Below are 25,072 nucleotides of genomic sequence, written 5' to 3'. Positions count from 1 at the left end.
TGACCAGAGGAACGACCGTGCATAACGTCGTGATCAGCGGCACCGGCCTGTATACCCCGGCCCAGAGCATTTCCAACGAAGAACTGGTGGCGTCGTTCAACACCTGGGCGCAGCAGTTCAACCACGATAACGCAGCGGCCATCGAGCGTGGCGAGGTCGAGGCAGCACCGCTTTCCGATGCAGCTTTCATCGAAAAGGCTTCGGGCATCAAGAGCCGCTTCGTCATGGACAAGGCCGGCATTCTCGACCCTTTGCGCATGAAGCCGCGGCTGCCGGAGCGTAGCAATGACGAGCCGTCGATCCTCTGCGAAATGGCCGTGGCCGCAGCCCGACAGGCCCTGAAGCGCGCCGGTCGTACGGCGGCGGATGTCGACGGGGTGATCGTCGCCTGCTCCAACCTGCAACGCCCGTACCCGGCAATCGCCATCGAGGTGCAGAAGGCATTGGAGATTCAGGGTTTTGCCTTCGACATGAACGTGGCGTGCTCCTCGGCCACCTTCGGCATCCAGACCGCCGCCAACAGTGTGCAACTGGGCCAGGCCCGGGCGGTGCTGATGGTCAACCCGGAAGTCTGCACCGGTCACCTGAACTTCCGTGACCGCGATAGCCATTTCATCTTCGGTGATGCCGCCACTGCGGTGCTGATCGAACGTGCCGACCAGGCTACCTCCAGCCACCAGTTCGAGATTGTCAGCAGCAAGCTGTGGACCGAGTTCTCCAACAACATCCGCAACAACTTCGGCTTCCTCAACCGCGCGGCGGAAGAAGGCGAGGGCGCTGCGGACAAATTGTTCATCCAGGAAGGCCGCAAGGTGTTCCGCGAGGTGTGCCCGAAAGTGGCCGAACTGGTTGGTGCTCACCTTCAAGAAAATGGCCTTCAGCCGAGCGATGTGAATCGCTTCTGGCTGCACCAGGCCAACCTGAGCATGAACCACTTGATCGTCAAGAAGCTGTTGGGACGTGAGGTCGCTGAAGAAGAGGCACCGGTGATTCTGGACCGCTATGCCAACACCAGTTCGGCAGGCTCGGTGATTGCCTTCCACCTGTATCAGGATGATCTGGCCCCAGGTTCGCTGGGCGTGCTGAGCTCGTTCGGCGCGGGGTATTCGATTGGTAGCGTGATTCTGCGCAAGCGTTGAGTCTTGGGCTGACGGAACCGGTCTCTTCGCAGGTCAACCCGCGAAGAGACCGGTGCATTTCTACCCGGCATGAAAAAGGCGAGAAATGCTGGATGGGGTCAGCATTTCTCGCCTGGACGTAGAGCGAACCCTTAGAACTTGGCTTCCAGGTCGACCTGCAGGGTGTCGACGTCAGCATTGCTGTTCGGCAACTGCGACAGGTCGGTCTTGGCCATCAGGTAGGTAGCGCCCAGCGAGAAGTTCTTGTCGATCTCGTAACCGACCTTGAACTTGTGGCCACGCGAGCCGGTGTAGCCGTTGCCGAAGTCGGAATCAGTGAACAGGCTGACCACGGCGTTGCGCTGCACATCGCGGTAGTTGTAGTCCAGGCTCCAGGCTCCGAGCTTGGTCTTCAGACCGGCCAGCCAGGCCTGGTCTTCGCCGTCGGTGCTCTCGGTGTTCTTCACGTACTGGCCGTAAGCCGACAGCGGGATGGCGAAGCCGGTAAAGTCGATCTGGCCGAAGCCTTCGACCAGGTTGAACTCGTTGGTGGTGTTGCCGAACGACTGGAGGATGGCGGCTTCCTTGTCGTTGTCATAGCCGTAGATGCTCGCACCCACGGTGACTTTTAGGGCATCGACCGGCGCGAACTTGGTCCCCAACTGGCCGTGGTAGACCTGGGCGTCGTGCTTGTATTGCACGCCGTCACCATCGACGTTGTCCTTGAGGGTGTACTGACCGGCGCTGGCGAACACTTCGGCGCCGCCCAGGTCGGTTTTGTAGGTGGCGGCGAAGCCTTCCGGGTTGATGTCGCTGTCCCAGATGATGTCGCCCATGCTCACCCAAGGCTGCTGCATCTTGCCGCCGATCAGGTGCAGGTTCGGCACGCCGGTAGGGTGCCAGTCCAGGTAAGCCTGGTCGACCCACAGCGACTTCTTGTCGAAGTAGTTGTCGAAGCTCTGATTGGTCGAGCGACGGTCGGCGCTGCTGCCAGTGGCGATACGCACGCCTGCGTCGACTTGCGGGTTGATCTCGCTGTAGAAGCCAACGCGGGCACGGACGCGCTGACGATCCTGGTTGCCGCTGCTGCTGTTCGGATCGTCGACGTTGACGTCTTCGTAGCGCAGGCGTACATCACCTTTGATCTGGGTCTTGGCGGCCCATGCCACTTTCTGTTCGAAAGAACTCAGGCGGTCGGACTGAGCTTTCTGGTCGGCCTTTTCCTTGGTTTCCTTTGCCAGGTCGCCCTGCAGTTCGTTGTACTGCGCCTGATTGATCGAGCCATTGGCGCGGAGCATCTCGAGCAGCTTGGCGTCGACAGCAGCACTGGCCGGAGTACTCAGAGCCAGCATCATGCCGGTGAGGCTCACTCCGGTAAGTGTAGAAACAAGACGCATAAGGTTCTCCCTACTGAAAAAAATGGGGGAGGCTCTGCGCCCGCCCCTATGTTGGCATGTCTTCGGAAAGGGCCTGAATAGACAGGTTCTGAGGTTCCGGAAAACAGGCGCAAGTATTGCGGGGGCGAATGACAGATTAATGTCTAATTAGTGGCACTGTGGTTAAGTAATTGAGAATGAAAGGATAAGCGGGGGCCTGCACCATTTGAGCGACAGTGCGTCTTTCCGAGATACTGGCCCCCTCAAACCGAGAGTCGATACCGTGACCAGCCTCTACAGCCTTGCCCATTTGCGTGACTTGCCAGCGGCCACCTGGGATGCGTTGGTGCCTGCAGGCCAGCCCTTTCTACGCCATGCATTCTTGAGTTCGATGGAAGACAGCGGCAGCGTCGCACCCAGCACCGGCTGGGCTGCCGAGCACCTGGTGCTGGAGCGTGATGGAAAGGTGCGGGCGCTGCTGCCGGCCTACCGCAAATGGCATTCGTTCGGTGAGTACGTGTTCGACCATGGTTGGGCGGATGCCTGTGAGCGAGCCGGGATCGCCTATTACCCCAAACTGCTCGGTGCCGTGCCGTTCAGCCCGGTCAGTGGCCCGCGCCTGCTCGCCAGCGCGCCCGACGATGGCCTGGTGTTGCTTCAGGCGTTGCCGGAGTACCTGGGCAAGGGCGGCTTGTCCGGGGCGCATATCAACTTTACCGAGCCCGCGCTGGATGAGCAGATCGCCGGCTTGCCGGGCTGGATGGAGCGGTTGGGTTGCCAGTTCCACTGGCGCAACCGGGGTTATCGGGACTTTCAGGACTTTCTCGATACCTTGAGTTCACGCAAGCGCAAGCAGATGCGCAAGGAGCGTGAGCAGGTGGCCGGGCAGGGCATTGATTTTCAGTGGTATCGGGGCGATGAACTGGACGAGGCGCGATGGGACTTCGTCTATCGCTGCTACGCCAATACCTACGCAGTGCGTCGGCGTGCGCCCTACCTGACGAGGGAATTCTTCAGCCTGTTGGCGGAACGTATGCCGGCGTCGGTGCAGGTCGTCATGGCTCGTCAGGGCGGGCGTGACGTGGCCATGGCGCTGAGCCTGGTCGGTGGTGACAGCCTGTTCGGTCGCTACTGGGGTTGCCTGGATGAATTCGACCGGCTGCATTTCGAGACCTGTTTCTACCAGGGCATGGACTTTGCCATGGCCCAGGGACTCCAGCGATTCGATGCTGGCGCGCAGGGGGAGCACAAGTTGATCCGAGGCTTTGAGCCTGTGTTGACGCGGTCGTGGCACTACCTGCTGCATCCGGGCCTGCGCCGCGCGGTAGAGGACTTCCTCGGGCAGGAACGGCTAGGGGTGAGGGCCTATGCCGAGGAAGCACGGGGCATGTTGCCGTATCGGCGGGATTGATCGCATCAGCTCTGTGGGCGCGGTCAGTCGACGCCGACGAATCCTCCGGTCTGGTGATGCCACAAGCGCGCGTACAGGCCCTGCTGTTCCAGCAGCTCGCTGTGGCTGCCACTTTCGACGATACGCCCCTTGTCCAGCACGACCAGCCGGTCCATTCGCGCGATGGTCGATAACCGGTGGGCAATGGCGATCACGGTCTTGCCTTGCATCAAGGTTTCCAGGCTTTCCTGGATCGCCGCCTCGACCTCCGAGTCCAGCGCCGAGGTGGCTTCGTCCATGATCAGAATAGGAGCGTTCTTCAGTAGCACGCGGGCGATGGCGATCCGCTGACGCTGACCGCCTGAGAGCTTGACCCCGCGCTCGCCGACATGGGCGTCGAAGCCGGTGCGACCCTGGGCGTCCGAGAGCTGCGGTATGAACTCGTCGGCGCGGGCGCGGCGCACGGCTTCGTGCAACGCCAGCTCGCTGGCATCGGGGCGGCCATACAGCAGGTTGTCGCGGATCGATCGGTGCAACAGCGAGGTGTCCTGGGTAATCATGCCGATCTGCGCCCGCAGGCTGGCCTGGCTCACTTCGGCGATATCCTGGCCATCGATGAGAATGCGCCCGCCCTGCACGTCGTAAAGGCGCAGCAACAGGTTGACCAAGGTGGATTTGCCAGCGCCGGAGGGGCCGATCAGGCCGATCTTTTCTCCTGGGCGAATGTCCAGGTTCAGCCCATCGATCACGTTGCGGCCCTTGCCATAATGGAAGTCGACGTCATCGAAGCGTACGGCGCCGCGGCTGACCTTCAGCGCGGGCGCATTGGGCTTGTCGGTGACGGTCACGGGCTGGGCGATGGTCTGCAGGCCGTCCTGGACCATGCCGATGTTCTCGAAAATGCCGTTGACCACCCACATGATCCAGCCTGACATGTTGACGATGCGAATCACCAGGCCCGTGGCCAGGGCGATGGCGCCGACAGTGATCAGCGACTGGCTCCACAGCCACAGTGCCAGGCCGGTGGTGGTGACCACCAGCAGGCCATTGAGGCTGGTGATGACGACGTCCATGCTGGTGATGACGCGGGAGGCCAGCTGGGTTTTCTCGGTCTGTTCGCGGATGGCGTCGCGGGCGTACTGCTGCTCGAAGTCGGTGTGGGCGAACAGCTTCAGGGTGGCGATGTTGGTGTAGCCATCGACGATTCTGCCCATCAGCTTGGAGCGGGCGTCGGAGGAAATTACCGAGCGTTCCTTGACCCGTGGCACGAAGTAACAGAGCGCGGCGATGTAGCAGGCGATCCAGGCCAGCAGTGGCAGCATGAGGCGCCAGTCGGCCTCGGCGAACAGCACCAGCGAGCTGATGGCGTAGATCAGCACATGCCATAGGGCATCCACCGCCTGCACGGCTGAATCGCGAAGGGAGTTGCCGGTCTGCATGATGCGCTGGGCGATGCGCCCGGCGAAGTCGCTCTGGAAGAAGTTCAGACTCTGCTTGAGCACATAGGTATGGTTTTGCCAACGGATCAGGCTGGTCATGCCGGGGTTGATGGTCTGGTGCACCAGCAGATCGTGCAGGCCGAAGAACAGCGGCCGCAGCACCAGGATCACCACCAGCATCCAGATCAGTTCGCCACTGTGCTCGCTGAAGAAGTTAGCATTGGCAGTGCCCTGGGCCAGGTCGATGATGCGGCTCAGGTAGCTGAACATCGCCACTTCGATGACCGAGGCGACCAGGCCGACCACCAGTAGGGCGAGGAAACTCGGCCATACCTGGCGCAGGTAGTACAGGTAGAACGGCCAGACCTGGCTGGGAGGCGCCTCGCTCGGCGCCTCGCGGAAGATATCGATCAGTTGCTCGAAACGGCGATACAGCATGGGTGACGGCACTCCTGTTCCATCCGACCCTCAGGCGGTTTCACGTCCCTGTGAAGCCTGGGGTCAGTCGATGCGTTTGGCGGACTTGATGTACACCGGGTCGGCCGGGACATCGCGCATGCCCTTCTTGATGGTGGTCGGCGAGTTGACGATCTGGTCGACCACCTCCATGCCCTTGGTGACCTTGCCGAACACGGCGTAGCCGCGGTCACGGCCAGGGTTGAGGAAATCGTTGTCGGCCACGTTGATGAAGAACTGGCTGGTGGCCGAGTTCGGGTCCGAGGTGCGGGCCATGGCCAGGGTGCCACGGGTGTTCTGCAGGCCATTGCCGGCTTCGTTGGTGATCGGCGCGCGGGTGCTCTTTTGCACCATCTGGTCAGTGAAGCCGCCGCCTTGGGCCATGAAGCCTGGGATCACACGGTGGAAGATGGTGTTGTTGTAGAAGCCGCTGTCGACGTATTCGAGGAAGTTCTTGGTACTGATCGGCGCCTTCTCGGCATTGAGCTCGATTTCGACCGGGCCGAAGCTGGTGTCGAGCAACACGTGAGGGGTCTTGTCGGAAGCCATGACGCTTGTGGCGAACGCGACCGAGCAGGCGGTGAGCAGGAGTTTTTTCAGCATGGGCTCAAAGATCCTTGAGAGGTTGAGGCGGCTGCAAGGAAGTGCAGCAGGGTCTGGTTGAAGACCTCGGGTTGATCGAGGGGTGTAGCGTGCCGGGAATCGTCGATGACTACCAGCTTTGCCTGGGGCATCAGGGCGACGTAGCGCTCTTTGAGTTGTATCGGGGTGTAATCCTGGTCGGCGGCGATCACCAGGGTAGGACAGCGGATCTGCCCGATGCGTTCCTGTACACCCCAGTCGACGATGGCGTCGAAGCTCTTGAGGTAGGCGCGTTTGTCGTTGCGAGCCCAGCGTTGGGCCATGGTTTGACGCAGCTCGGCTTGCTGGGGTTTGGGGAACAGCCGCTCGGCCAGGCCCTTGCCGACCGTTTCGACACTCAGGATGCGCGCCAGGCCCCAGCGCTTGAGCCACCAGATCCAGTCGCTGCGGGTACGGCGCTTGACTTCGGGGGCACTGTTGACGATGCACAGGCTGCGCAGCCATTGCGGATGATCGACAGCGAACTGGAAGCCGACCATGCCGCCCATGGACAGGCCGACGAAATGCACCGGCCCGGTCTGAAGGTGTTCGAGCAGGGCCAGCAGGTCGGCGCTGAAGGTGGCGATCTGGTAGCCGTCGCGGGGTTTGTCGGAGCGCCCGTGGCCCCGGATGTCCATGACAATCACGCGATAATGAAGGCTCAGCACGGGTACCTGCAGTTCCCAGTCCTGGCTGCTAGACCCCAGTCCGTGCAGCAACACCAGGGGGGCGCCCTGGCCATATTCCTCGTAATGCAGTGAGCATCCCTGGTGTTCGAAATAGGCCATGGGCGCGGTCCTCTCAGGCTTGTGGGGGGGCTGCGAAGGGCACGTCCAGTGGCGCGGTATCGAAGTTGCGCAGCAATTCGATGAGGATCTGCGTAGCCGGGCCCAGGGTCTTCTCTTTGCTCGAATAAAGGTAGAACAGTGGATGGCGGCTGCCACCCTGATCCAGTGGCAACGGCTTGAGCACGCCCTCACGCAGCTCCCGTTCGATCATGTGCCGTGGTAGCCAGGCGAAGCCCAGGCCGCTGCTGACGAAGGTCGCGGCGGTGCCCAGGCTGCCGACGGTCCAGCGCTGCTCGGCGCCCAGCCAGCCGACATCGCGCGGCTGGGCGCGCCCGGAGTCGCGGATCACCACCTGCAACTGGCTTTCCAGGTCCTGGAAGGTGATTTCCCGTCCCAGACGATGCAGGCTGTGCTCGGGGTGGGCGACTGCGATGAACTCCACCGCGCTGAGCTCGCTGCCCAGGTAACCACCGATGCTGTAGCTGCTGATGGCGAGGTCGGCAATGCCTTCATGCATGACTTCCTCGACACCGGACAGCACTTCCTCGCGCAGGCGCACCCGGCAACCGCGGCTCTGCGGCATGAAGGCGGCCAGGGCACGCACCAGACGAGCGCTGGGGTAGGCGGCATCGACCACCACGCGCACCTCGGCCTCCCAGCCTTGTTCCATGTGGTGCGCCAGGTCTTCGAGCTGGCTGGCCTGCTTCACCAGGTGGCGGGAACGGCGCAGCAGCACATTGCCCGCTTCGGTCAACACCGCCTTGCGTCCATCAATGCGCAGCAGGGGCACGCCCAATTGTTCCTGCATGCGTGCCACGGTATAGCTCACCGACGACTGCGAGCGGTGCAGGGCCTCGGCAGCCTGGGCGAACCCGCCGTGATCGACCACTGCCTGCAGGGTTCGCCACTGATCCAGGGTCACGCGCGGCGCTTTCATCTTTGGCTCCTGTTGTCCTAAGCTGCGCTCTTTCAAGGAGAGCGCCCCATGAAGAAATGTTGTGCGGCTTTACTGATGTGCCTGCCCCTCGGGGCCATGGCTTATCCCATCGACGTGGAGAAGGAACTGACGGGGGTCAAACTCGACTACACCGCCTACGACACGGCCTATGACATCGGTGCCATTACCCTGAACAACTATGGGCAGGTACCGGCGGCGTGCAAGGTGATGTTTCGCAATGGCCCGGAAGCGCCACGGGTGCGCCGGGTGAACGTTCCGGCAGGTAAAAGCGTGGATGTCACCGCCAAGTTCAACCGGGAGATCATCAAACTGCGCATCACCTTGGACTGCAACGCTCAATAAAACTGATTGTTCGATAGATTGCACCCACTTTTTACGCTTTTTTATCGATAGGTCAAGCCTTAATCTTCCCTCCATCGAATCGCAACCCTTTTTGCCGATGGAGGCACCCCATGTCCCGCGTACTGATCATCGAAAGCAGCGCCCGCCAGCAGGATTCCGTTTCCCGTCAACTGACCCGCGACTTCATTCAGCAATGGCAGGCTGCGCACCCCGCCGATGAGATCACCGTACGCGACCTGGCCGTGACCCCGGTGCCGCACCTGGATGCCAACCTGTTGGGTGGCTGGATGAAGCCCGAGGAGCAACGCAGCGCCGCTGAACTGGAAGCTCTGGCCCGTTCCAACGAACTGACCGATGAGTTGCTGGCCGCTGACGTGCTGGTGATGGCCGCGCCGATGTACAACTTCACCATCCCCAGCACCCTCAAGGCCTGGTTGGACCATGTGCTGCGCGCCGGTATCACCTTCAAATACACCCCGACCGGCCCGCAAGGCCTGCTGGCTGGCAAGCGCGCCATCGTCCTGACTGCCCGTGGCGGCATCCATGCCGGTGCCCTCAGCGACCATCAGGAACCCTACCTGCGCCAGGTGATGGCCTTCATCGGCATCCATGACGTGACCTTCATCCATGCCGAAGGCCTGAACATGAGCGGTGACTTCCACGAGAAGGGCATCAACCAGGCCAAGGCCAAGCTGGCCTCGGTGGCCTGAGTCGTAGCGCATTCCCAACCCTGACACCTTTGTTGCTCCTTTAGGTGTACCTGCCCGGCCTCGATGGCCGGGTTTTTTTTGCGCCCGTCATGACATTATCGTCGTTCGTCAGATCGAGCCCCCTCAGTTTCGGATCGTAGGCGTGAGCCTTACTCGCGATAGGCCGATTGACGCGCCCCCCTCAAGACCTGGGCCAGGCACCTTCCTCACATTCCTCATGGTTGAACTCACCGGCTGCAACCCGCTAAGGTCGCCGCCTTGATCCACGAGAGGCAACCATGGGCTACCTGATAATCGTCGCGCTGATCCAGGCGTTTTCCTTCAGCTTGATCGGCGAGTACCTGGCCGGACACGTCGACAGCTACTTTGCCGTGCTGGCAAGGGTCGTGCTGGCGGGGCTGGTGTTCCTGCCGCTGACCCGCTGGCGCCAGGTCGAGCCGCGCTTCATCCGCTCGATGCTGCTGATCGGCGCGCTGCAGTATGGCATCACCTACGTCTGCCTGTACCTGAGCTTTCGCGTGCTCACCGTCCCAGAAGTGCTGCTGTTCACCATCCTCACACCCCTGCATGTGACATTGATTGAAGATGCCCTGAACCGCCGCTTCAACCCCTGGGCGCTGTTTGCTGCCCTGGTCGCGGTGGCCGGTGCCGCAGTGATCCGCTTCGACACCATCAGCGGCGAGTTCTTCATCGGCTTCCTGCTGCTGCAATTGGCCAACTTCACCTATGCCACCGGCCAGGTGCTGTACCGTCACCTGGTTGCTCGACACCCTAGCGACCTGCCGCATTACAAGCGTTTCGGCTATTTCTACCTGGGCGCGCTGATCGTGGTGCTGCCCGCGTTCCTCTTGTTCGGAAATGCCCAGCACCTGCCTAGCACCGACGTGCAGTGGTTGGTGTTGCTGTTCCTCGGCCTGTGTCCGACCGCCTTGGGCCTGTACTGGTGGAACAAGGGCGCGTGCCTGGTTTCCGGGGCGACGCTGGCGGTGATGAACAACCTGCATGTGCCGGTGGGGCTGCTGCTCAACTTGCTGATCTGGAACCAGCACGAGCCGCTGGGAAGGCTGTTCATCGGCGGCGCGATCATCCTGGCCTCGGTATGGATGACTCGCCTGGGCGGGCTCCGCAAGGCGGTTCATCCCTGAAGAGGCGGTGAACGGGTGGGGGCGGCTTGGGTTTGCCCAAAGCCGCCCCCACGGTTTCAGGCGTCGCTCATTTCCCTCAGGCCGTGCACTGCCGGCGCCAGGTGGCTCCGAGCCGCCAGCCCCACCCGCATGTCAGTGCCACTGGGCTGCTGATAAAGGCTCAGGCCGAACTCCGGCAGCACGGCCAGGAGGTAGTCGAAGATGTCCCCCTGGATCCGCTCGTACTCGGCCCACACCGTAGTGGTGGTGAAGCAGTAGATCTCCAGCGGCACGCCTTCGGCAGTGGTCTGCATCTGACGGACCATGCAGGTCATGCCCTGGTGCACGTTGGGGTGATTCTTCAGGTAGGCCAGGGCAAAGGCGCGGAAGGTACCGATATTGGTCAGCTTGCGTCGATTGGCCGACAGCTCAGCCACCGGCCCCAAAGCCTCGTTCCAGGTTTGCAGTTCCTGGCGTTTTCCAGCCAGGTAGTCACCGAGCAGGCGTACCTGGGTCAGGCGCTGTTCTTCCTCGCGTGTCAGAAAGCGCACGCCGGCGGCGTCGATGAACAGGCTGCGCTTGATGCGCCGTCCACCGGATTGCTGCATACCCCGGTAGTTGCGAAACGATTCGCTCATCAGGCGCCAGGTGGGAATCGAGACGATCGTCTTGTCGAAGTTCTGCACCTTGACCGTATGCAAGGTAATGTCCACCACGTCACCATCAGCGCCGACCTGGGGCATTTCGATCCAGTCGCCCACGTGCAGCATGTCGTTGCTGGTCAGTTGCACGCTGGCGACGAACGACAGCAGGGTGTCCTTGTACACCAGCAGCAGAACCGCCGACATGGCGCCCAGGCCGGAAAGCAACAACAGTGGCGAGCGGTCGATCAGGGTGGCGACGATGATGATCACGGAGAAGATCCATAGCATCATCTTGGCCAGTTGCACGTAGCCTTTGATCGAGCGGGTGCGAGCGTGTTCGGTGCGGGCATAGATGTCCAGCAGCGCATCGAGCAGGCACGACAGCGCCAAGGTCATGAACAGCAGGGTGAAGGCCAGGGCGACGTTGCCGAGGAAGTGCTGGGCGGTGTCGGACAGTTCCGGTACCAGTTTCAGGCCGAACTGGATCACCAGCGAGGGGGTGGTCTGGGCCAGGCGCTGGAACACCTTGTTGTGGCGCAGGTCATCGAACCATCTGAGGGCACTCTGGCGCGCCAGCAGGCGTGTGGCGTGCAGCACGAAGAAGCGGGCCAGGCGACCAACCACCAGGGAAGCGATCAGCAACACCACCAGGCCGAGGGCGGCGTGGAGCATGGGGTGTTGATCGAGGGTGCCCCACAGATCGAGGGTATCGCGCCAGATTTGTTGAATATCCATAAGCGTACAAGCAGGTCTTTATTGCAAAACGAAGGGCCATTAGAACGCGCATGACCGCCCTGATGCCAAAAGAAATTCGGCTAAAACGGCAGAAAACGTTACCCTATGCAACTGAATTTCCCCGCACTTGCCTGAGGTTACCTCCGTGTTCTCCCAATTCGCCCTGCACGAACGCCTGCTTAAAGCCGTGGCCGAGCTTAAATTTGTCGAGCCAACTCCGGTGCAGGCTGCGGCCATCCCCCTGGCCCTGCAAGGGCGCGACCTGCGTGTTACCGCACAGACCGGCAGCGGCAAGACCGCCGCGTTCGTCCTGCCGCTGCTTAACCGCCTGGTCGACCTGCGTGCGCCTCGGGTGGAGATCCGCTCGCTGATCCTGCTACCGACCCGTGAACTGGCCCAGCAGACCCTCAAGCAAGTGCAGCTGTTCTCCCAGTTCACCTACATCAAGTCGGGCCTGGTGACAGGCGGCGAAGACTTCAAGGAACAGGCCGCGCTGCTGCGCAAGGTGCCAGACGTGCTGGTCGGCACCCCGGGCCGTCTGCTCGAACACCTCAACGCCGGCAACCTCGACCTGTCTCATGTGCAGGTATTGGTGCTGGACGAGGCCGACCGCATGCTCGACATGGGCTTTGCCGAGGACATGGAGCGCCTGTGCAAGGAGTGCGAGAACCGCGAGCAGACCTTGCTGTTCTCCGCCACCACTGGCGGTGCGGCCCTGCGCGATGTCATTGGCAAGGTGCTCAAGGACCCGGAGCACCTGATGCTCAACAGCGTCTCGCAACTGGCCGAGGGCACTCGCCAACAGATCATCACCGCCGACCACGACCAGCACAAAGAGCAGATCGTTCAGTGGTTGCTGGCCAACGAGACCTTCGACAAGGCGATCATCTTCACCAATACCCGTGCGCTGGCCGACCGCATTTACGGCCACCTGGTGGCCAAGGATGTGAAGGCTTTCGTCCTGCACGGCGAGAAGGACCAGAAAGACCGCAAGCTGGCCATCGAGCGCTTCAAGCAGGGCAGTTCCAAGGTCTTGGTTGCCACCGATGTGGCGGCCCGCGGCCTGGACATCGAAGGCCTGGACCTGGTGATCAACTTCGACATGCCGCGCAGTGGTGACGAGTACGTTCACCGCGTGGGCCGCACTGGCCGTGCCGGTGGCGAAGGCCTGGCGATCTCGCTGATCACCCACAACGACTGGAACCTGATGTCGAGCATCGAACGCTACCTCAAGCAGCAGTTCGAGCGCCGTGTGATCAAGGAAGTGAAAGGCACCTACAACGGGCCGAAGAAGGTCAAGGCATCGGGCAAGGCGGCTGGTACCAAGAAGAAAAAGGTCGAGAAGAAGACTGGCGACAAGAAGGCCGCTGCCAAACGCAAGCCGGCCGCCAAGCCGAAGGCCAAGGCACCGCTGGCCAGCAGCGATGGCATGGCGCCGCTGAAAAAGCGCAAGCCTGTGGCTGAGTAACGCGGCTGCACTGACCTCTTCGCGGGTGGTTGGCAGCCGCAATGCTGAGCTGCCACGATCCTGATCAGTGCGCGTTTACGGTAGGAGCGTGTTTACCCGCGATGAGGCCGGCTCTGCCGGCCCCGACCGTTACGATTCAGCCTTGTTCTGCGCCTCCTTGAGCTCCTTAATCCGCTTGTCGATCAGCTGACATTTATCGGGCAAGTCCTTGCTCGCCGTGCCCAGGTCCATTCCCTGTAGCTCGTCATTGATCTCTTTGGCCTTTTGCGGGTTCTGTTCGGTCAATCGGCTGACCAGCCCGGCCAGTTCCTCCCGTTTCTGAGTCGCTTCTTCCGGTGTGCAGGCCCAGGCGGGCAGGCTGCAGAACAGGGCAGTCGCACAAACGATGCGCAGCAGCGGTTTCATCCTTTCTCCCTCCGGCGATGGTGGTGCCCGGTGGAGGTATCTGCGCGGCGTTTAGTTCAGCGTCAACGACCGGTGGGTGTGCAAACGGTTGCCTCGGCTGTGGAGCACCGCCACTGATGCAGTTAGCCCAAGGTCGTTTTAAGGGTGGCATGAGCGACCATTGAAATCCGATAATCGGTCTTCCGTGTCCACTGCCGAGTTCGAATCCATGACTTTCACAGCAACAGGATCGCGCCCATGAGCGCGACCCGCAAGAATCCCGACGCCTTCGCCTTCCAGGTCATGCTGGGGTTGTGCCTCATCTGGGGCTGCCAGCAAGTGCTGATCAAGACGGCGGCGGTCGACATCGCCCCGGTGATGCAGGCCGCCATGCGCAACTTCATTGCCGCGGTGCTGGTTGGCTTACTGGTCTGCTGGCGTGGTGGCTGGGAGCAGTTGGGAAGCACCTGGAAAGCCGGCGCGGTGGCGGGTGGGTTGTTTGGCCTGGAGTTCCTGTTCATCGCCGAGGGGCTCAAGCTGACTTCGGCGGCGCATATGTCGGTATTCCTCTACACCGCACCGGTATTTACCGCGTTGGGGCTGCATTTCCGGTTGGCCAGCGAGCGGCTGCGGTTGTTGCAGTGGCTGGGCATCCTGTTGGCGTTCGGCGGAATAGCCACCGCCTTTGCCGGTGGCATGTCGTTCGAGCAGATGGATGGACGCACCTTGTTGGGCGACGCCATGGGGGTACTGGCCGGACTGGCTTGGGGCGCGACCACGGTGGTGGTGCGCTGCTCTCGGTTGTCGGAGGCGCCCGCGACCCTGACGTTGTTCTATCAATTGGCAGTCGGCTGTGTCGGGTTGGTGCTGATCGCCTTGCTCAGTGGGCAAATCGCGGCAGTGACGTGGACCCCGTTGGCACTTGGTAGTGTGCTGTTCCAAGGGATCGTCGTGTCGTTCATCAGTTACCTCACCTGGTTCTGGTTGCTGCGCAAGTACCTGGCCTCGAACCTGGCGGTGTTCTCGTTCATCACCCCGTTGTTCGGGGTGACATTCGGGGTGGTGCTACTGGGTGAGCCATTGAGTGCCAATTTTGTACTGGGGGCTGTCATGGTCTTGCTGGGCGTGATCCTGGTGAGTGCCGAGCCGTGGGTGAAGCTGCAACTGCGCAAGTGGGTCGGGTAGCGGTTGGCGGTACGGGCTCCATCGCCGGCAAACCGGCTCCTAGAGGTATTCCGACTCGGGTCTTAGGAGGCTGTCTGGGCCTTCGGCGGGCAGGATGGCAGACGCCGGCCCTCCATCAGCACCAGTACCCCCGCCAGGCCCAGCCCCGTCGCTGCCAGCACCAGTGCTGGCGCCAGGCTGGCGCTGTAGTGGCTGCTGACCGCTGCCAGCAGAGGTCCGCTCAACTGGCCCAAGGCGAAGCACGCCGTGAGCAGACCGGCATTACGCTGCGTCGCTTGCGGCGCCAGCTCGCGGGAACGTTGCATCACCAGTTGCATGCAGGCCAGGAACGGGGTGCCGCACAGCACCACGCCCAGTGCCAGGCCGATTCCATCGCCCAGCAGGCATGCAAGCACACCGAACCCCTGCAACCAAAGCGTGGCCGTTAGCCAGGCCGAGGTCCGCCCAGGGCGACGCAAGCTCACCAGCAGCACCCCCAGTGCCGCGGCCAGGCCGAACGCTGGCCAGAACAGGTCGGCCATCCAGTGTCCGCGAAACTGCTGGCTGGCCATTTGCGACAAGAAGGTGGCCGGGAGGATGTATCCGATGCCATACAAGGCATAGACCAGGCCGAGTCGGCCAATGCCAGCGCTGCGGTTGGCTCCTGGTTGAGGCACCGCGGGCGCTAGCGCCGGTTGCAGCGCCTGGGGTAGCCAGGGCCGGGCGGCCAGCAACATGATCAGCGCAGCCACGGCATAGATCATCCACAACGCTGCCGAACCGAGTCCCGACAGGTGCGCAGCCAGTGCCAGCAGACCGGTCAGGGCGATCCCCAGGCCTGGCCCTGCGAACACCAGAGCCCCGTACCGTTGCTGCCCGTGCGCATTGGCGACCTGTTGGCTGAGGCTGGTGATCATCACCAGCACCCAGGCGCTGGCCACGCCGGTACCGAAGCGCAATGCCAAGTGGCTCCAGAACCCATCGGCGGCCCATGAGGCCAAGGTCAGCAGCACGCACAGCCACAGCCCGCCGTGCAGGCGCAGGCGAACCTGTGCAGGCTTGCGGGCGAACATCGCATCCACCGCGCCGAGGAAATAGCCCAGGTAGTTGGCGGCGGCAACCAGCCCGGCGGCGGTGAGGTCGAACTGGCCTTCGGCGATCAGTTGCGGCAGTTGCGGGGTGAGGGCGAAGCGGCCAATGCCCATGGCCATCATCAGGGCCACGGCACTGGCCAGCAGTTGTACGAGCGGCGACATGAGGATACTCCTGCGCGAATGTAAGCGATGGATGGCAGGGTAGGGCTGATTGACTTTCAATAAAATTGAATAATGATGATGAAGTTATTCTGTTTTGGAGAATGCAATGGAGTTCAGCCAATTGCGCATCTTCCAGGCTGTGGCCGAGGAAGGATCGGTGACCCGTGCCGCCGAGCGCCTGCATCGAGTGCCTTCGAACCTGTCCACGCGCCTGCGGCAACTCGAGGAGCAACTGGGTGTGGAGCTGTTCCTGCGCGAGCGCCAGCGCCTGCAACTGTCGCCCGCCGGTAAGGTGCTGCTGGACTACGCCAACCGCCTGGCTGCGTTGCATGACGAAGCGCTGTCGGCGGTGCAGGGCGGGCAGCCGGCCGGCGACTTCGTGCTGGGGACCATGTACAGCACGGCGGCCACCCATCTACCGGCGCTGCTGGCCCGCTATCACCAGGCCTACCCGGCGGTGAACCTGCAGGTACGAGCTGCACCCAGTGGCGAGTTGTTCGAAGGACTGCTTAGCCATCGCCTGGACGCCGCGCTGGTAGACGGCCCACTGAACCTGGCCGGATTGGACGGTATACCGCTGTGCGAAGAAGAGTTGGTGCTGATCACCAGCCCGGAGCACCCCGTGGTGCACACCGCCAAGGACGTTGCTGGCAAGGCGGTGTTCACCTTCCGCCAGGGCTGCTCCTACCGCATGCGGCTGGAGGCGTGGTATGCCCATGCCCACACGCCGATGGGGCGCGTGATGGAGATCGAGTCTTACCAGAGCATGCTGGCCTGCGTGATTGCCGGGGCAGGGGTGGCCATGATGGCCCGCTCGATGCTCGACAGCCTGCCAGGGCGCGACCGTGTGCGGGTGCACCGCTTGCAGGCGCCATTCGATGAGGCGGTCACCTGGTTGATGTGGCGTCAGGGCATGCGCGGCGCGAATTTAGAGGCGTGGATCGATTTGCAACAAAGCGAAACGATTAACCAGTCGTCGGAATACGGCATTTCGGCTTGATCCGGGTCAAACTGGCCCTTATCTGTAAGGGCAGAGGCATGCGTAATACAGGACATCGGACTATGATCTGTATGAAACATCGCAAGATTTGAAATTGCCGTGAGGCTGACCCGTAAAAGGGGGCATTTATGAACGACCGACTTTACAACTGGCTCCACGACCTCGCTGTCGCCTTGGGCTTGCTCCCTCCGCCGCTGCAGCCAGTGCCGATCCCGACCGACGAAGAACAACGCAAGCGCCAACCGCGTCGTCGCTGAATGAAAAAAAGGCCGCTGCATCACTTGCCGATGCCGCGGCCTTTTTGATTCTGGGGGGGCGTGGTGTTCGTAGTGGCCGTGTCGCCGGTCCCTGCAAGCACCAACCTTGCAGGAACCGGCTTTCCGGCGATCGCGGCCAACCCGCGTTACAGGCTCACGCCAGCTTTGCCGCCGCCACCGACTTGCGCGACATCAGGCTCACCACCACGAAGCTCACCAGACCGACGGCCAGGCTGTAGTAGATCGGCGTGTTGGCATCCAGACCATCCTTGAACATGAAGAACAGTGCGGTGGCAAAGCCCAGCGACATGCTGGCGATGGCCCCTGCGGTGGTCGCACGCTTCCAGAAGATGGCACCGATCAGCGGGATCAGCATGCCGCCGACCAGCAGGTTGTAGGCCAGGGTCAGGGCGCTGATCACATCGTTCACCGCCAGCGCGATAGCCAGTACCACCAGGCCAGTGAGCAGGGTGAACAGGCGGTTGACGCCCAGGCTCGACTGCTTGCCACCACGCAGTTTAGGCAGCAGGTCCTCGGTCAGGGTGGTCGAGGCAGCCAGCAGGCCGGCACTGGCGGTAGACATCATCGCGGCCAGGGCAGCCGCCATCAGCAGGCCACGAATGCCATCGGGCAACTGGCTCTTGATCATTTCGGCGAAGGCGTTGTTCGGGTTCGCCAGGTCCGGCATCAGCACATGGGCGGCCATGCCGATCAGCGCGCAGGCCAGGCCGTACAGCACGCAGTAGACACCAGCAGTGGTACCGGCGCGCTGGCAGACTTTCTCGTCCCGGGCGGTGAACACCCGCTGCCAGATGTCCTGGCCGATCAGGATGCCGAAGAAGTAAATCAGGAAGTAGGTGATGATGGTGTCCCAGCCGATGGTGGTCCAGCTGAAGCTGGCTGCCGGCAGCTTGGCTACCAGAGTGTCCCAACCACCGGCCTTGTACAGGCACACTGGCAGCAGGATGAACATCAGGCCTACGGTCTTGATCACGAACTGGACGATGTCGGTCAGGGTCAGCGACCACATGCCGCCGATGGTCGAATACACCACCACCACGCCACCACCGAACAGCAGGGCCATCCAGAACGGCACGTCGAGCAGCACCTGCAACACGGTCCCCATGGCCAGGGTCGAGGTGACGCCGATCATCAGCGCGTAGGCCAGCATGATCGCCGCGCTGGCCTGGCGCGCCATCGGGTTGTAGCGGCGCTCCAGAACCTGGGTCACGGTGAAGATCTTCAGGCGCAGCAGCGGTTTGGCGAGGAACAGGTTCAGGGCGATGATGCCCAGGCCCAAGGCTGCACACAGCCAGAAACCGGAGATACCGTGAACATAACCCAGGCGTACGGTGCCTACGGTCGAGGCGCCGCCGAGAACGGTGGTTGCCATGGTGCCCATGTACAGGGTCGGGCCGAGGTTGCGCCCGGCCACCAGGTAGTCTTCGTGGGTTTTTGCACGGCGCATGCCGTACCAGCCCAACCCGAGCATGCCGGCGGCATAGATCAGTACAACGATGATGTCCAAGGCCATTGGGGGTCTCCCGATTATCTTTATTATGGCGAGATCGACCACGCGGGCGGGTTCACGGCGCCCGGCGGTCTTGTCTTGTGTTGGCGGGCCTCTATGGCCCTCCCAGATGGCTCCTGCCAGTTCTATCAGTCCATCGCCGCGTGCTGTCCGCTCCCACGATCCAGCAGTGCAGCGTTGATCAGCGACGCACGACGCCCGGCAGCACGCAGAGCATTTCGAACAGCAGGTTGGCACCGAGCAACGAGGTGTTGCCGGTGGTGTCGTAAGGCGGGGAGACTTCGACGAGGTCACAGCCGATCAGGTCGAGGCCGTGGCAGCCGCGAATGATCTCCATCGCCTGGATGGTGGTCAAGCCGCCGATTTCCGGCGTGCCGGTACCTGGCGCCCAGGCCGGGTCGATACCGTCGATGTCGAACGACAGGTACACCGGGCCACCGCCGACCTTTTCACGCACCTCGGCCATGAGCGGTTCCAGCGATTTGTGCCAGCACTCTTCGGCCTGCACCACGCGAAAGCCCTGGCGACGGCTCCAGTTGAAGTCGTCGGCGGTGTAGCCTTGGGCGCGCAGGCCGATCTGCACCACGCGGTCGCAATCGAGCAGGCCTTCTTCCACGGCACGGCGGAACGTGGTGCCGTGGGCGATCTTCTCGCCGAACATGTGGTCGTTGACGTCAGCATGGGCATCGATGTGCACCAGGCCGATCTTGCCGTGCTTCTTGTGCAGTGCGCGCAGGATCGGCAGGGTGATGGTGTGGTCGCCGCCCAGGGTCAGCGGGATGATGTTGTGCTCGAGGAGTTCGTCGTAGGCCTCTTCGATGATGCGCACGGCGTCAAGCAGGTTGAAGGTGTTGATCGCTACGTCACCGATGTCGGCCACCGACAGCGAGTCGAACGGGGCGGCACCGGTGGCCATGTTGTACGGGCGGATCATCACCGACTCGGCGCGGATCTGCCGTGGGCCGAAACGGGTACCTGAGCGCAGCGAGGTGCCGATGTCCAGCGGTACGCCGATGAACGCGGCATCCAGGCCTTCGGCGCTTTGCAGGTGGGGAAGACGGAGCATGGTGGCGATGCCGCCGAAACGCGGCATTTCGTTGCCGCCCAGTGGTTGGTGGAGAATCTTGTCCACGGTGGGCCTCATCAGTCGGTCGATTGTTCTGTTTGTTCGAACCTGTGCCGCCGCGCGCCTCGATAGTGTGGTTCTGCTGGCGGGCAGGGACATTTCGGCCAAGTCTGCTCAAGGCTGTGCGCGGGAAGAATCGCTACCGGCAAATACTTACTTCAGGAATTTCTGAACTAATGGCCGCAAGACCGGTTAGACTGCGCGAAAATTCTCCTGCGGAACCGTTGCACCATGGCCTCGACACTGCCTGACCTGAAACTGCTGCGCATCTTCGTGAGCGTCGTGCGCCACCAGGGCTTCGCCAATGCCCAGCGTGAGCTGAACCTGTCGACATCAGCCATCAGCACCTACATGAGCCAACTGGAAGGGGCGTTGGGGATCGTGCTGTGTCACCGCGGGCGAGGCGGTTTCAGCCTGACCAGCAAGGGCGAGCTGTTCCATCAGGAGACATTGCGCCTGCTGGCCGAACTGGATGGATTCGAGCAATACGCCGCCGCCCTCAAGGGCGAACTGCGTGGCACGCTCAACCTGGGGGTGATCGACTCGACCGTCGGCGATCGGGCGCTGCCGTTGGCCGAGGCGATCGGCGCCTACAGCCAGGAGCACCCGGCGGTCCACCTGCACCTGTCGGTTTCCAGCCCTTACGAGCTGCAACTGGGGGTGCAGGACAACCGCCTGGACCTTGCCATTGGCGCCTTTTCGTCGCGCATGAGCGGCTTGGTCTACCAGCCGCTGTACCGCGAGCAGCACTGGCTGTACTGCAGCAGCCGACATCCGTTGTTCGCCGAACGGCGCATCCCCGAGCAGGTGGTGACCCAGCAGCGCATGGTCGGGCGTGGCTACTGGAGCCAGGCGGAGCTGGCCCGCCATGGTTTCAAGCACAGTGCGGCAACGGTAGAGAGCATGGAGGCGCAGCTGATTCTTATTCTCTCAGGCGCCTACATCGGTTACCTGCCCGAACATTACGCCCAGGCCTGGGTGGACAAAGGCGACCTGCGGGTATTGTCGCCGGCGACCTTTGGCTATCAGGCGCCATTTTCCTTGATCATTCGTCGCGGTCGCAGCCGCGAACCCTTGATCCAGACGTTCCGTGACCTGCTCAAGAGCCAGCTCATCGTCGGCTGAGTCAGACGACATTTCGGACATTCCGTCGGGACGAGCCATTTTCCTGCACAACCTGGCCACTACCATGGTGGCGCTCTGCTAAACCTCTACTTGCTTTGATGATTTTCCCCTTCATCTACACAAGCAAGGATCGCCCAAGATGCGCATGAATTTGCCCGTCACTGAGCATGAAAGAACCTTCCCCAGCGAACAGCGCCTGATCTCCACCACGGACCTAAACAGCCGAATCACCTACTGTAACGACGCCTTCGTAGCCATCAGCGGGTTCACCTACGATGAACTGGTCGGGCAACCGCACAACCTGGTGCGGCACCCGGACATGCCGCCTGCGGTCTTCGGGCATATGTGGGACACCATCAAGCAAGGCAAGCCCTGGATGGGCGTGGTCAAGAACCGCGCCAAGAACGGCGATTTCTACTGGGTCAGCGCCTATGTCACGGCGATTTACGAAAATGGCCGGGTCAGTGGTTATGAGTCGGTGCGCTCGGTGCCTACCCGTGAGCAGATCCGCCGCGCCGAAGCGCTGTATGCGCGACTGCGCGCAGGCCGTTCGCCCGTGTCGTGGGCGGCGCGTTTGGGGCATGGGTTGGGGCATGGCTGGCCATTGATCGGAGCCGGCGTGCTCTCGGCTGCCGGTTACCTCTGGTTGCCCACCTACGCCGCATTAGGTGTTCTGATGGCCAGCCTGCTGGTTGCCTGGTACTGGGTCGAGCATCGACAAAACCTGGCCATACGCCGCACCCTGGACGAGCATCCCAAGGCCTTTACCAGCCCGTTGGTGGCGTTGACCTACAGTGACAATCCAGGGCTGCAGGGGCAACTGGACCTGGCAATCATCAGCGAGGAGGCGCGCCTGCAGACCGCCTTGACCCGGCTGGTGGATGCCGGGGTCGGGGTCAAGTCACGGGCGGCCCAGTCCGCCGACCTGTCCGATGCCCAGGCGCAGATGCTCGACCGCCAGCGTAGCGAAACCGACCAGTCGGCCACGGCCATCGCGCAGATGGCCGCGACCATCCAGGAGGTCACCCATAACGTGCAAAGCACCGCCCATGCCGCCGGCGATGCCGACCAGCTGGCCCAACAGGGCAGCGAGCTGGCGCAGCAGAGCCTCAAGGCCATGGGCAGCATGAGCGTTGCGGTAAGCGACATCGGCCAGGCCGTCAATGCCCTCGCCGAGCAGACCCAGAGCATCGGCAGCGTGGTGGACACCATCACCTCAATCGCCGAGCAGACCAACCTGCTGGCGCTCAATGCGGCCATCGAGGCGGCCCGCGCTGGCGAGCAAGGCCGGGGGTTCGCCGTGGTGGCCGATGAGGTGCGCTCCCTGGCCCAACGCACGCGGTCGTCCACGGATGAAATCCACCACATCATCGCGTCGTTACGTGCTGGCGCCGAACGCGCGGTGAGCACCGCCAGTCGTGGCGAGCAAATTTCCCGTGACAGCATGCAGAGCGTCGAAGCGGTGCAGTCGGCGTTGGCCGGGATTGTCCAGGCGGTCAGCCGCATCACCGGTATGAGTCAGCAGATGGCAACCGCGTCGGAGCAGCAAAGCCACGTCGCCGAAGACATCAACCAGCAGATCGTGCGTATCGCCCAGTTGTGTGACCAGAGCGCCGGGCAGGCCAAGCAAGGTGCCGAGATCAGCCAGGACCTCGAACGCATGGCCGAATACCTGCACAGTCTGGCGGAGCGTTTCAACCGCTGAACCCACGACTCTCCCACAGGGATGTGGGCCTTTTATCGGGTGGCTATGGCACACTGGCGCCAGCCAGGAGAACCCGATGTCCAGACCCCGCTGCGAACGCTGCCTGCGTCCGCAAGACCATTGCCTTTGCTCACTGATCCCTCATCTCGACAGCCGCACCCGCGTCCTGGTGTTGCAGCACGCGAGCGAAACCACCCACGCCCTCAATACAGCCCGATTTGTCGCATTGGGGCTGGCGAACGCCCAATTACGGGTCGGCGAGGTGTTCGAGGATCTGGCCGATTTGCTCGCCACTCCCGGTTACCGGCCGGTAATACTGTTTCCAGGGGATGGCGCCGAAGCGCTGAGCGCCTATGGCGATGCACAGGACACGCCGCTGCTGCTGATCGTTCCGGACGGTACCTGGCGCAAGGCGCGCAAGCTGCTCTACCTCAACCCATTGCTGCAGGCCTTGCCGCGTGTGACGCTGGGGCAGGTGACGCCTTCACGCTACCGGTTGCGCAAGGCGCCGGAGCCTGGGGCGCTGTCGACCATCGAGGCGGTGGTGCAGGCGTTGAATGCACTGGAAGCACCAGAGTGTTTCGACCCGTTGCTGCAACCGTTCGAGGCACTGATCGAAGGGCAGATAGCTGCAATGGGCCGGGAGACATTCCAGCGCAACCATGGTCAAGACCAATAGGCCAGGAGCGCGCCTGAAGGCGCCGGCTTGCCGGCGATAAGCGGCCCACTTACTACTTGCATTCCAAGGCCTGTATTCCCTGTTTTGGTTCACGCCTTATTCAATACGCTACAACGAGCCCTTATTGAGTGCGTTTACCTTGACAACCTAGGTGAACCTGCACCGCGAGAGGCCACGGTTTGCGGGGTGGCGCCTGTTTCGGCATCGCTATTGCTAGGTAACGACTGCAGGGATAACAGTTGTACTTAGTGTGTGGGGAGTTGCGTATGCCTCGGGCCTTTTTCAATGAAATGTATGATGCGGCCGGTGAGTGTCGTCCGCATTATCAAGAGTTTGCGCGTTGGCTGGCGAATACCCCCTTGGAGTTGCTCGATCAGCGTCGTCGTGAAGCGGACTTATTGTTTCATCGCGCAGGCATTACGTTCACGTTGTATGGGGATGAACAAGGCACCGAGCGGTTGATTCCGTTCGATATCATTCCTCGCAGTATCAAGGCCAGTGAATGGCGAACCGTGGAGCGCGGTTGTATCCAGCGTGTCCAGGCACTGAACCTGTTCCTTGACGATATCTACCACGGGCAACGGATTCTCAAGGAGGGCATCATTCCACCCGAGCAGGTCCTGGCGAACGATGGTTACCAGGTGGCCATGCAAGGCCTGGATTTGCATCGCGGTATTTATGCCCACATCGCCGGCGTCGACCTGGTGCGTGATGGCGATGGCAGTTACTACGTACTGGAAGATAACTTGCGAACCCCAAGCGGCGTGAGCTACATGCTCGAAGACCGCAAGATGATGATGCGTCTGTTCCCCGAGTTGTTCGCTGCTCAACGCGTCGCAGCCATCGACCATTATCCCAACTTGTTGCTCGATACCCTGAAGAGTTCGAGCCCGCTGGATAACCCGACAACCGTTGTACTGACCCCCGGTCGATTCAATAGCGCCTATTTCGAACACGCTTTCCTGGCCCGTGAAATGGGTGTGGAATTGGTCGAAGGCGCTGACCTGTTCGTGCGCGACAACCATGTCTTCATGCGCACGACTTCTGGTCCACGTGCGGTCGATGTCATCTACCGACGCCTCGACGATGCCTACCTCGACCCGCTGTCCTTCAATCCCGACTCCCTGCTTGGCGTGCCAGGGCTCGTTACGGCCTACCGTGCCGGCAATGTGGTGCTGGCCAACGCGGTGGGTACCGGGGTGGCTGATGACAAGTCGATCTACCCCTACGTCGACGACATGATCCGCTTTTACCTTTCAGAGGAGCCGATTCTCAAGAATGTGCCGACCTGGCAGTGCCGCAAGCCTGCCGAACTGTCCCATGTGCTGGCCAACCTGCCGGAACTGGTGGTCAAGGAGACCCAGGGCTCGGGCGGTTACGGCATGTTGGTCGGGCCGGCCGCGAGCAGAGCGGAGATCGAAGAGTTTCGTGCCAGGATCAAGGCCCGCCCGGAGGCTTACATCGCCCAACCGACGCTGTGTCTGTCGACCTGCCCAACCTTCGTGGAAAACGGCATCTCGCCAAGGCACATCGACTTGCGCCCGTTCGTGCTGTCAGGCAAGGAAACCCGCCTGGTGCCAGGCGGATTGACGCGGGTGGCCTTGCGCGAAGGCTCGCTGGTGGTGAACTCGTCCCAGGGCGGCGGCACCAAGGACACCTGGGTTGTGGAGGACTGA

The 25,072-nt window shown here is 62.1% G+C and carries 23 protein-coding genes; 13 read left to right on the top strand and 10 right to left on the bottom strand.

What is annotated here, in order from left to right; all coding sequences use genetic code 11:
• The first annotated feature begins 17 nt into the window (after window positions 1-17).
• Entirely contained in the window at window positions 18-1,139 is a 1,122-nt protein-coding gene (locus VXM67_RS20065; protein ID WP_023381700.1) for a beta-ketoacyl-ACP synthase III, read from the top strand.
• A 131-nt stretch (window positions 1,140-1,270) separates the two neighbouring features.
• Here VXM67_RS20065 and VXM67_RS20060 read toward each other — a convergent pair whose 3' ends face one another.
• Window positions 1,271-2,515 (bottom strand): putative porin, encoded by a 1,245-nt coding sequence (locus VXM67_RS20060; RefSeq protein WP_023381699.1) that lies wholly within the window; start codon window positions 2,513-2,515, stop codon window positions 1,271-1,273.
• Window positions 2,516-2,777: 262 nt separating this feature from the next.
• Between VXM67_RS20060 and VXM67_RS20055 the strand changes: the two genes are divergently transcribed.
• Window positions 2,778-3,905, top strand: coding sequence for a GNAT family N-acetyltransferase (locus VXM67_RS20055; RefSeq protein ID WP_023381698.1), 1,128 nt, complete (start codon window positions 2,778-2,780; stop codon window positions 3,903-3,905).
• 23 nt (window positions 3,906-3,928) lie between these two features.
• Here VXM67_RS20055 and VXM67_RS20050 read toward each other — a convergent pair whose 3' ends face one another.
• The 4 genes from VXM67_RS20050 to VXM67_RS20035 all read right to left on the bottom strand — a co-directional run bounded on the left by VXM67_RS20050 (window position 3,929) and on the right by VXM67_RS20035 (window position 8,125).
• Window positions 3,929-5,761 (bottom strand): ABC transporter ATP-binding protein, encoded by a 1,833-nt coding sequence (locus tag VXM67_RS20050; protein WP_023381697.1) that lies wholly within the window; start codon window positions 5,759-5,761, stop codon window positions 3,929-3,931.
• Window positions 5,762-5,824: 63 nt separating this feature from the next.
• Window positions 5,825-6,382: a peptidylprolyl isomerase gene (locus VXM67_RS20045; RefSeq protein ID WP_023381696.1), complete on the bottom strand. Its 558-nt coding sequence runs from the start codon at window positions 6,380-6,382 to the stop codon at window positions 5,825-5,827.
• Window positions 6,376-7,188, bottom strand: a complete 813-nt coding sequence (locus tag VXM67_RS20040; RefSeq protein ID WP_023381695.1) for an alpha/beta hydrolase — start codon at window positions 7,186-7,188, stop codon at window positions 6,376-6,378. Before VXM67_RS20040 ends, VXM67_RS20045 begins: the two co-directional genes overlap by 7 nt.
• 13 nt (window positions 7,189-7,201) lie before the next feature.
• Window positions 7,202-8,125, bottom strand: coding sequence for a LysR family transcriptional regulator (locus VXM67_RS20035; RefSeq protein ID WP_023381694.1), 924 nt, complete (start codon window positions 8,123-8,125; stop codon window positions 7,202-7,204).
• A 48-nt stretch (window positions 8,126-8,173) separates the two neighbouring features.
• Between VXM67_RS20035 and VXM67_RS20030 the strand changes: the two genes are divergently transcribed.
• From VXM67_RS20030 to VXM67_RS20020, 3 genes are all read left to right on the top strand, one after another.
• Window positions 8,174-8,488: a hypothetical protein gene (locus VXM67_RS20030; RefSeq protein WP_023381693.1), complete on the top strand. Its 315-nt coding sequence runs from the start codon at window positions 8,174-8,176 to the stop codon at window positions 8,486-8,488.
• Window positions 8,489-8,598: 110 nt separating this feature from the next.
• Window positions 8,599-9,198, top strand: a complete 600-nt coding sequence (locus VXM67_RS20025) for an FMN-dependent NADH-azoreductase (RefSeq protein ID WP_023381692.1) — start codon at window positions 8,599-8,601, stop codon at window positions 9,196-9,198.
• Window positions 9,199-9,476: 278 nt separating this feature from the next.
• Window positions 9,477-10,343, top strand: a complete 867-nt coding sequence (locus tag VXM67_RS20020; RefSeq protein ID WP_023381691.1) for a carboxylate/amino acid/amine transporter — start codon at window positions 9,477-9,479, stop codon at window positions 10,341-10,343.
• 56 nt (window positions 10,344-10,399) lie between these two features.
• On the opposite strand, the gene VXM67_RS20015 is transcribed toward VXM67_RS20020, so the two are convergent.
• Window positions 10,400-11,701 (bottom strand): mechanosensitive ion channel family protein, encoded by a 1,302-nt coding sequence (locus VXM67_RS20015; protein WP_027907443.1) that lies wholly within the window; start codon window positions 11,699-11,701, stop codon window positions 10,400-10,402.
• Window positions 11,702-11,846: 145 nt separating this feature from the next.
• On the opposite strand from VXM67_RS20015, the gene VXM67_RS20010 reads away from it, so the two are divergent.
• Window positions 11,847-13,169 carry a DEAD/DEAH box helicase gene (locus VXM67_RS20010; RefSeq protein ID WP_023381656.1) on the top strand — a complete coding sequence of 441 codons (1,323 nt, stop codon included), beginning with the start codon at window positions 11,847-11,849 and terminating at the stop codon, window positions 13,167-13,169.
• Between the two features lie 129 nt (window positions 13,170-13,298).
• On the opposite strand, the gene VXM67_RS20005 is transcribed toward VXM67_RS20010, so the two are convergent.
• Window positions 13,299-13,574 carry a hypothetical protein gene (locus VXM67_RS20005; protein WP_023381655.1) on the bottom strand — a complete coding sequence of 92 codons (276 nt, stop codon included), beginning with the start codon at window positions 13,572-13,574 and terminating at the stop codon, window positions 13,299-13,301.
• 237 nt (window positions 13,575-13,811) lie between these two features.
• On the opposite strand from VXM67_RS20005, the gene VXM67_RS20000 reads away from it, so the two are divergent.
• Window positions 13,812-14,738, top strand: coding sequence for a DMT family transporter (locus VXM67_RS20000; protein WP_023381654.1), 927 nt, complete (start codon window positions 13,812-13,814; stop codon window positions 14,736-14,738).
• Window positions 14,739-14,800: 62 nt separating this feature from the next.
• On the opposite strand, the gene VXM67_RS19995 is transcribed toward VXM67_RS20000, so the two are convergent.
• Window positions 14,801-15,973: an MFS transporter gene (locus tag VXM67_RS19995; RefSeq protein WP_023381653.1), complete on the bottom strand. Its 1,173-nt coding sequence runs from the start codon at window positions 15,971-15,973 to the stop codon at window positions 14,801-14,803.
• Between the two features lie 106 nt (window positions 15,974-16,079).
• Between VXM67_RS19995 and VXM67_RS19990 the strand changes: the two genes are divergently transcribed.
• The gene (locus tag VXM67_RS19990; protein WP_023381652.1) at window positions 16,080-16,973 is read left to right on the top strand and encodes a LysR family transcriptional regulator; all 894 of its coding nucleotides are present in this window, start codon (window positions 16,080-16,082) and stop codon (window positions 16,971-16,973) included.
• Between the two features lie 128 nt (window positions 16,974-17,101).
• Window positions 17,102-17,230, top strand: a complete 129-nt coding sequence (locus tag VXM67_RS19985; RefSeq protein WP_023381651.1) for a PA1414 family protein — start codon at window positions 17,102-17,104, stop codon at window positions 17,228-17,230.
• 154 nt (window positions 17,231-17,384) lie between these two features.
• Here the strand turns inward: VXM67_RS19985 and VXM67_RS19980 are convergent, their stop codons facing one another.
• Window positions 17,385-18,764, bottom strand: coding sequence for a sodium:solute symporter (locus tag VXM67_RS19980; protein ID WP_023381650.1), 1,380 nt, complete (start codon window positions 18,762-18,764; stop codon window positions 17,385-17,387).
• A gap of 178 nt (window positions 18,765-18,942) precedes the next feature.
• Entirely contained in the window at window positions 18,943-19,893 is a 951-nt protein-coding gene (speB, locus tag VXM67_RS19975) for an agmatinase (RefSeq protein WP_023381649.1), read from the bottom strand.
• Window positions 19,894-20,118: 225 nt separating this feature from the next.
• Here speB and VXM67_RS19970 point away from each other — a divergent pair, with 225 nt between their 5' ends.
• The 4 genes from VXM67_RS19970 to VXM67_RS19955 all read left to right on the top strand — a co-directional run bounded on the left by VXM67_RS19970 (window position 20,119) and on the right by VXM67_RS19955 (window position 25,072).
• Window positions 20,119-21,012 carry a LysR family transcriptional regulator gene (locus VXM67_RS19970; RefSeq protein WP_023381648.1) on the top strand — a complete coding sequence of 298 codons (894 nt, stop codon included), beginning with the start codon at window positions 20,119-20,121 and terminating at the stop codon, window positions 21,010-21,012.
• Between the two features lie 139 nt (window positions 21,013-21,151).
• The gene (locus VXM67_RS19965) at window positions 21,152-22,717 is read left to right on the top strand and encodes a PAS domain-containing methyl-accepting chemotaxis protein (RefSeq protein WP_023381647.1); all 1,566 of its coding nucleotides are present in this window, start codon (window positions 21,152-21,154) and stop codon (window positions 22,715-22,717) included.
• Window positions 22,718-22,793: 76 nt separating this feature from the next.
• Complete coding sequence (locus VXM67_RS19960; protein WP_023381646.1) at window positions 22,794-23,396, top strand: tRNA-uridine aminocarboxypropyltransferase; 603 nt, start codon at window positions 22,794-22,796, stop codon at window positions 23,394-23,396.
• 266 nt (window positions 23,397-23,662) lie between these two features.
• Entirely contained in the window at window positions 23,663-25,072 is a 1,410-nt protein-coding gene (locus VXM67_RS19955; RefSeq protein WP_023381645.1) for a circularly permuted type 2 ATP-grasp protein, read from the top strand.

Origin of the sequence: Pseudomonas sp. Rh2 (genome assembly GCF_040762985.1) — a bacterium.
In the GTDB taxonomy this organism is placed as follows: domain Bacteria; phylum Pseudomonadota; class Gammaproteobacteria; order Pseudomonadales; family Pseudomonadaceae; genus Aquipseudomonas; species Aquipseudomonas taiwanensis.
This window is presented reverse-complemented; position numbering and strand designations above follow the sequence as displayed.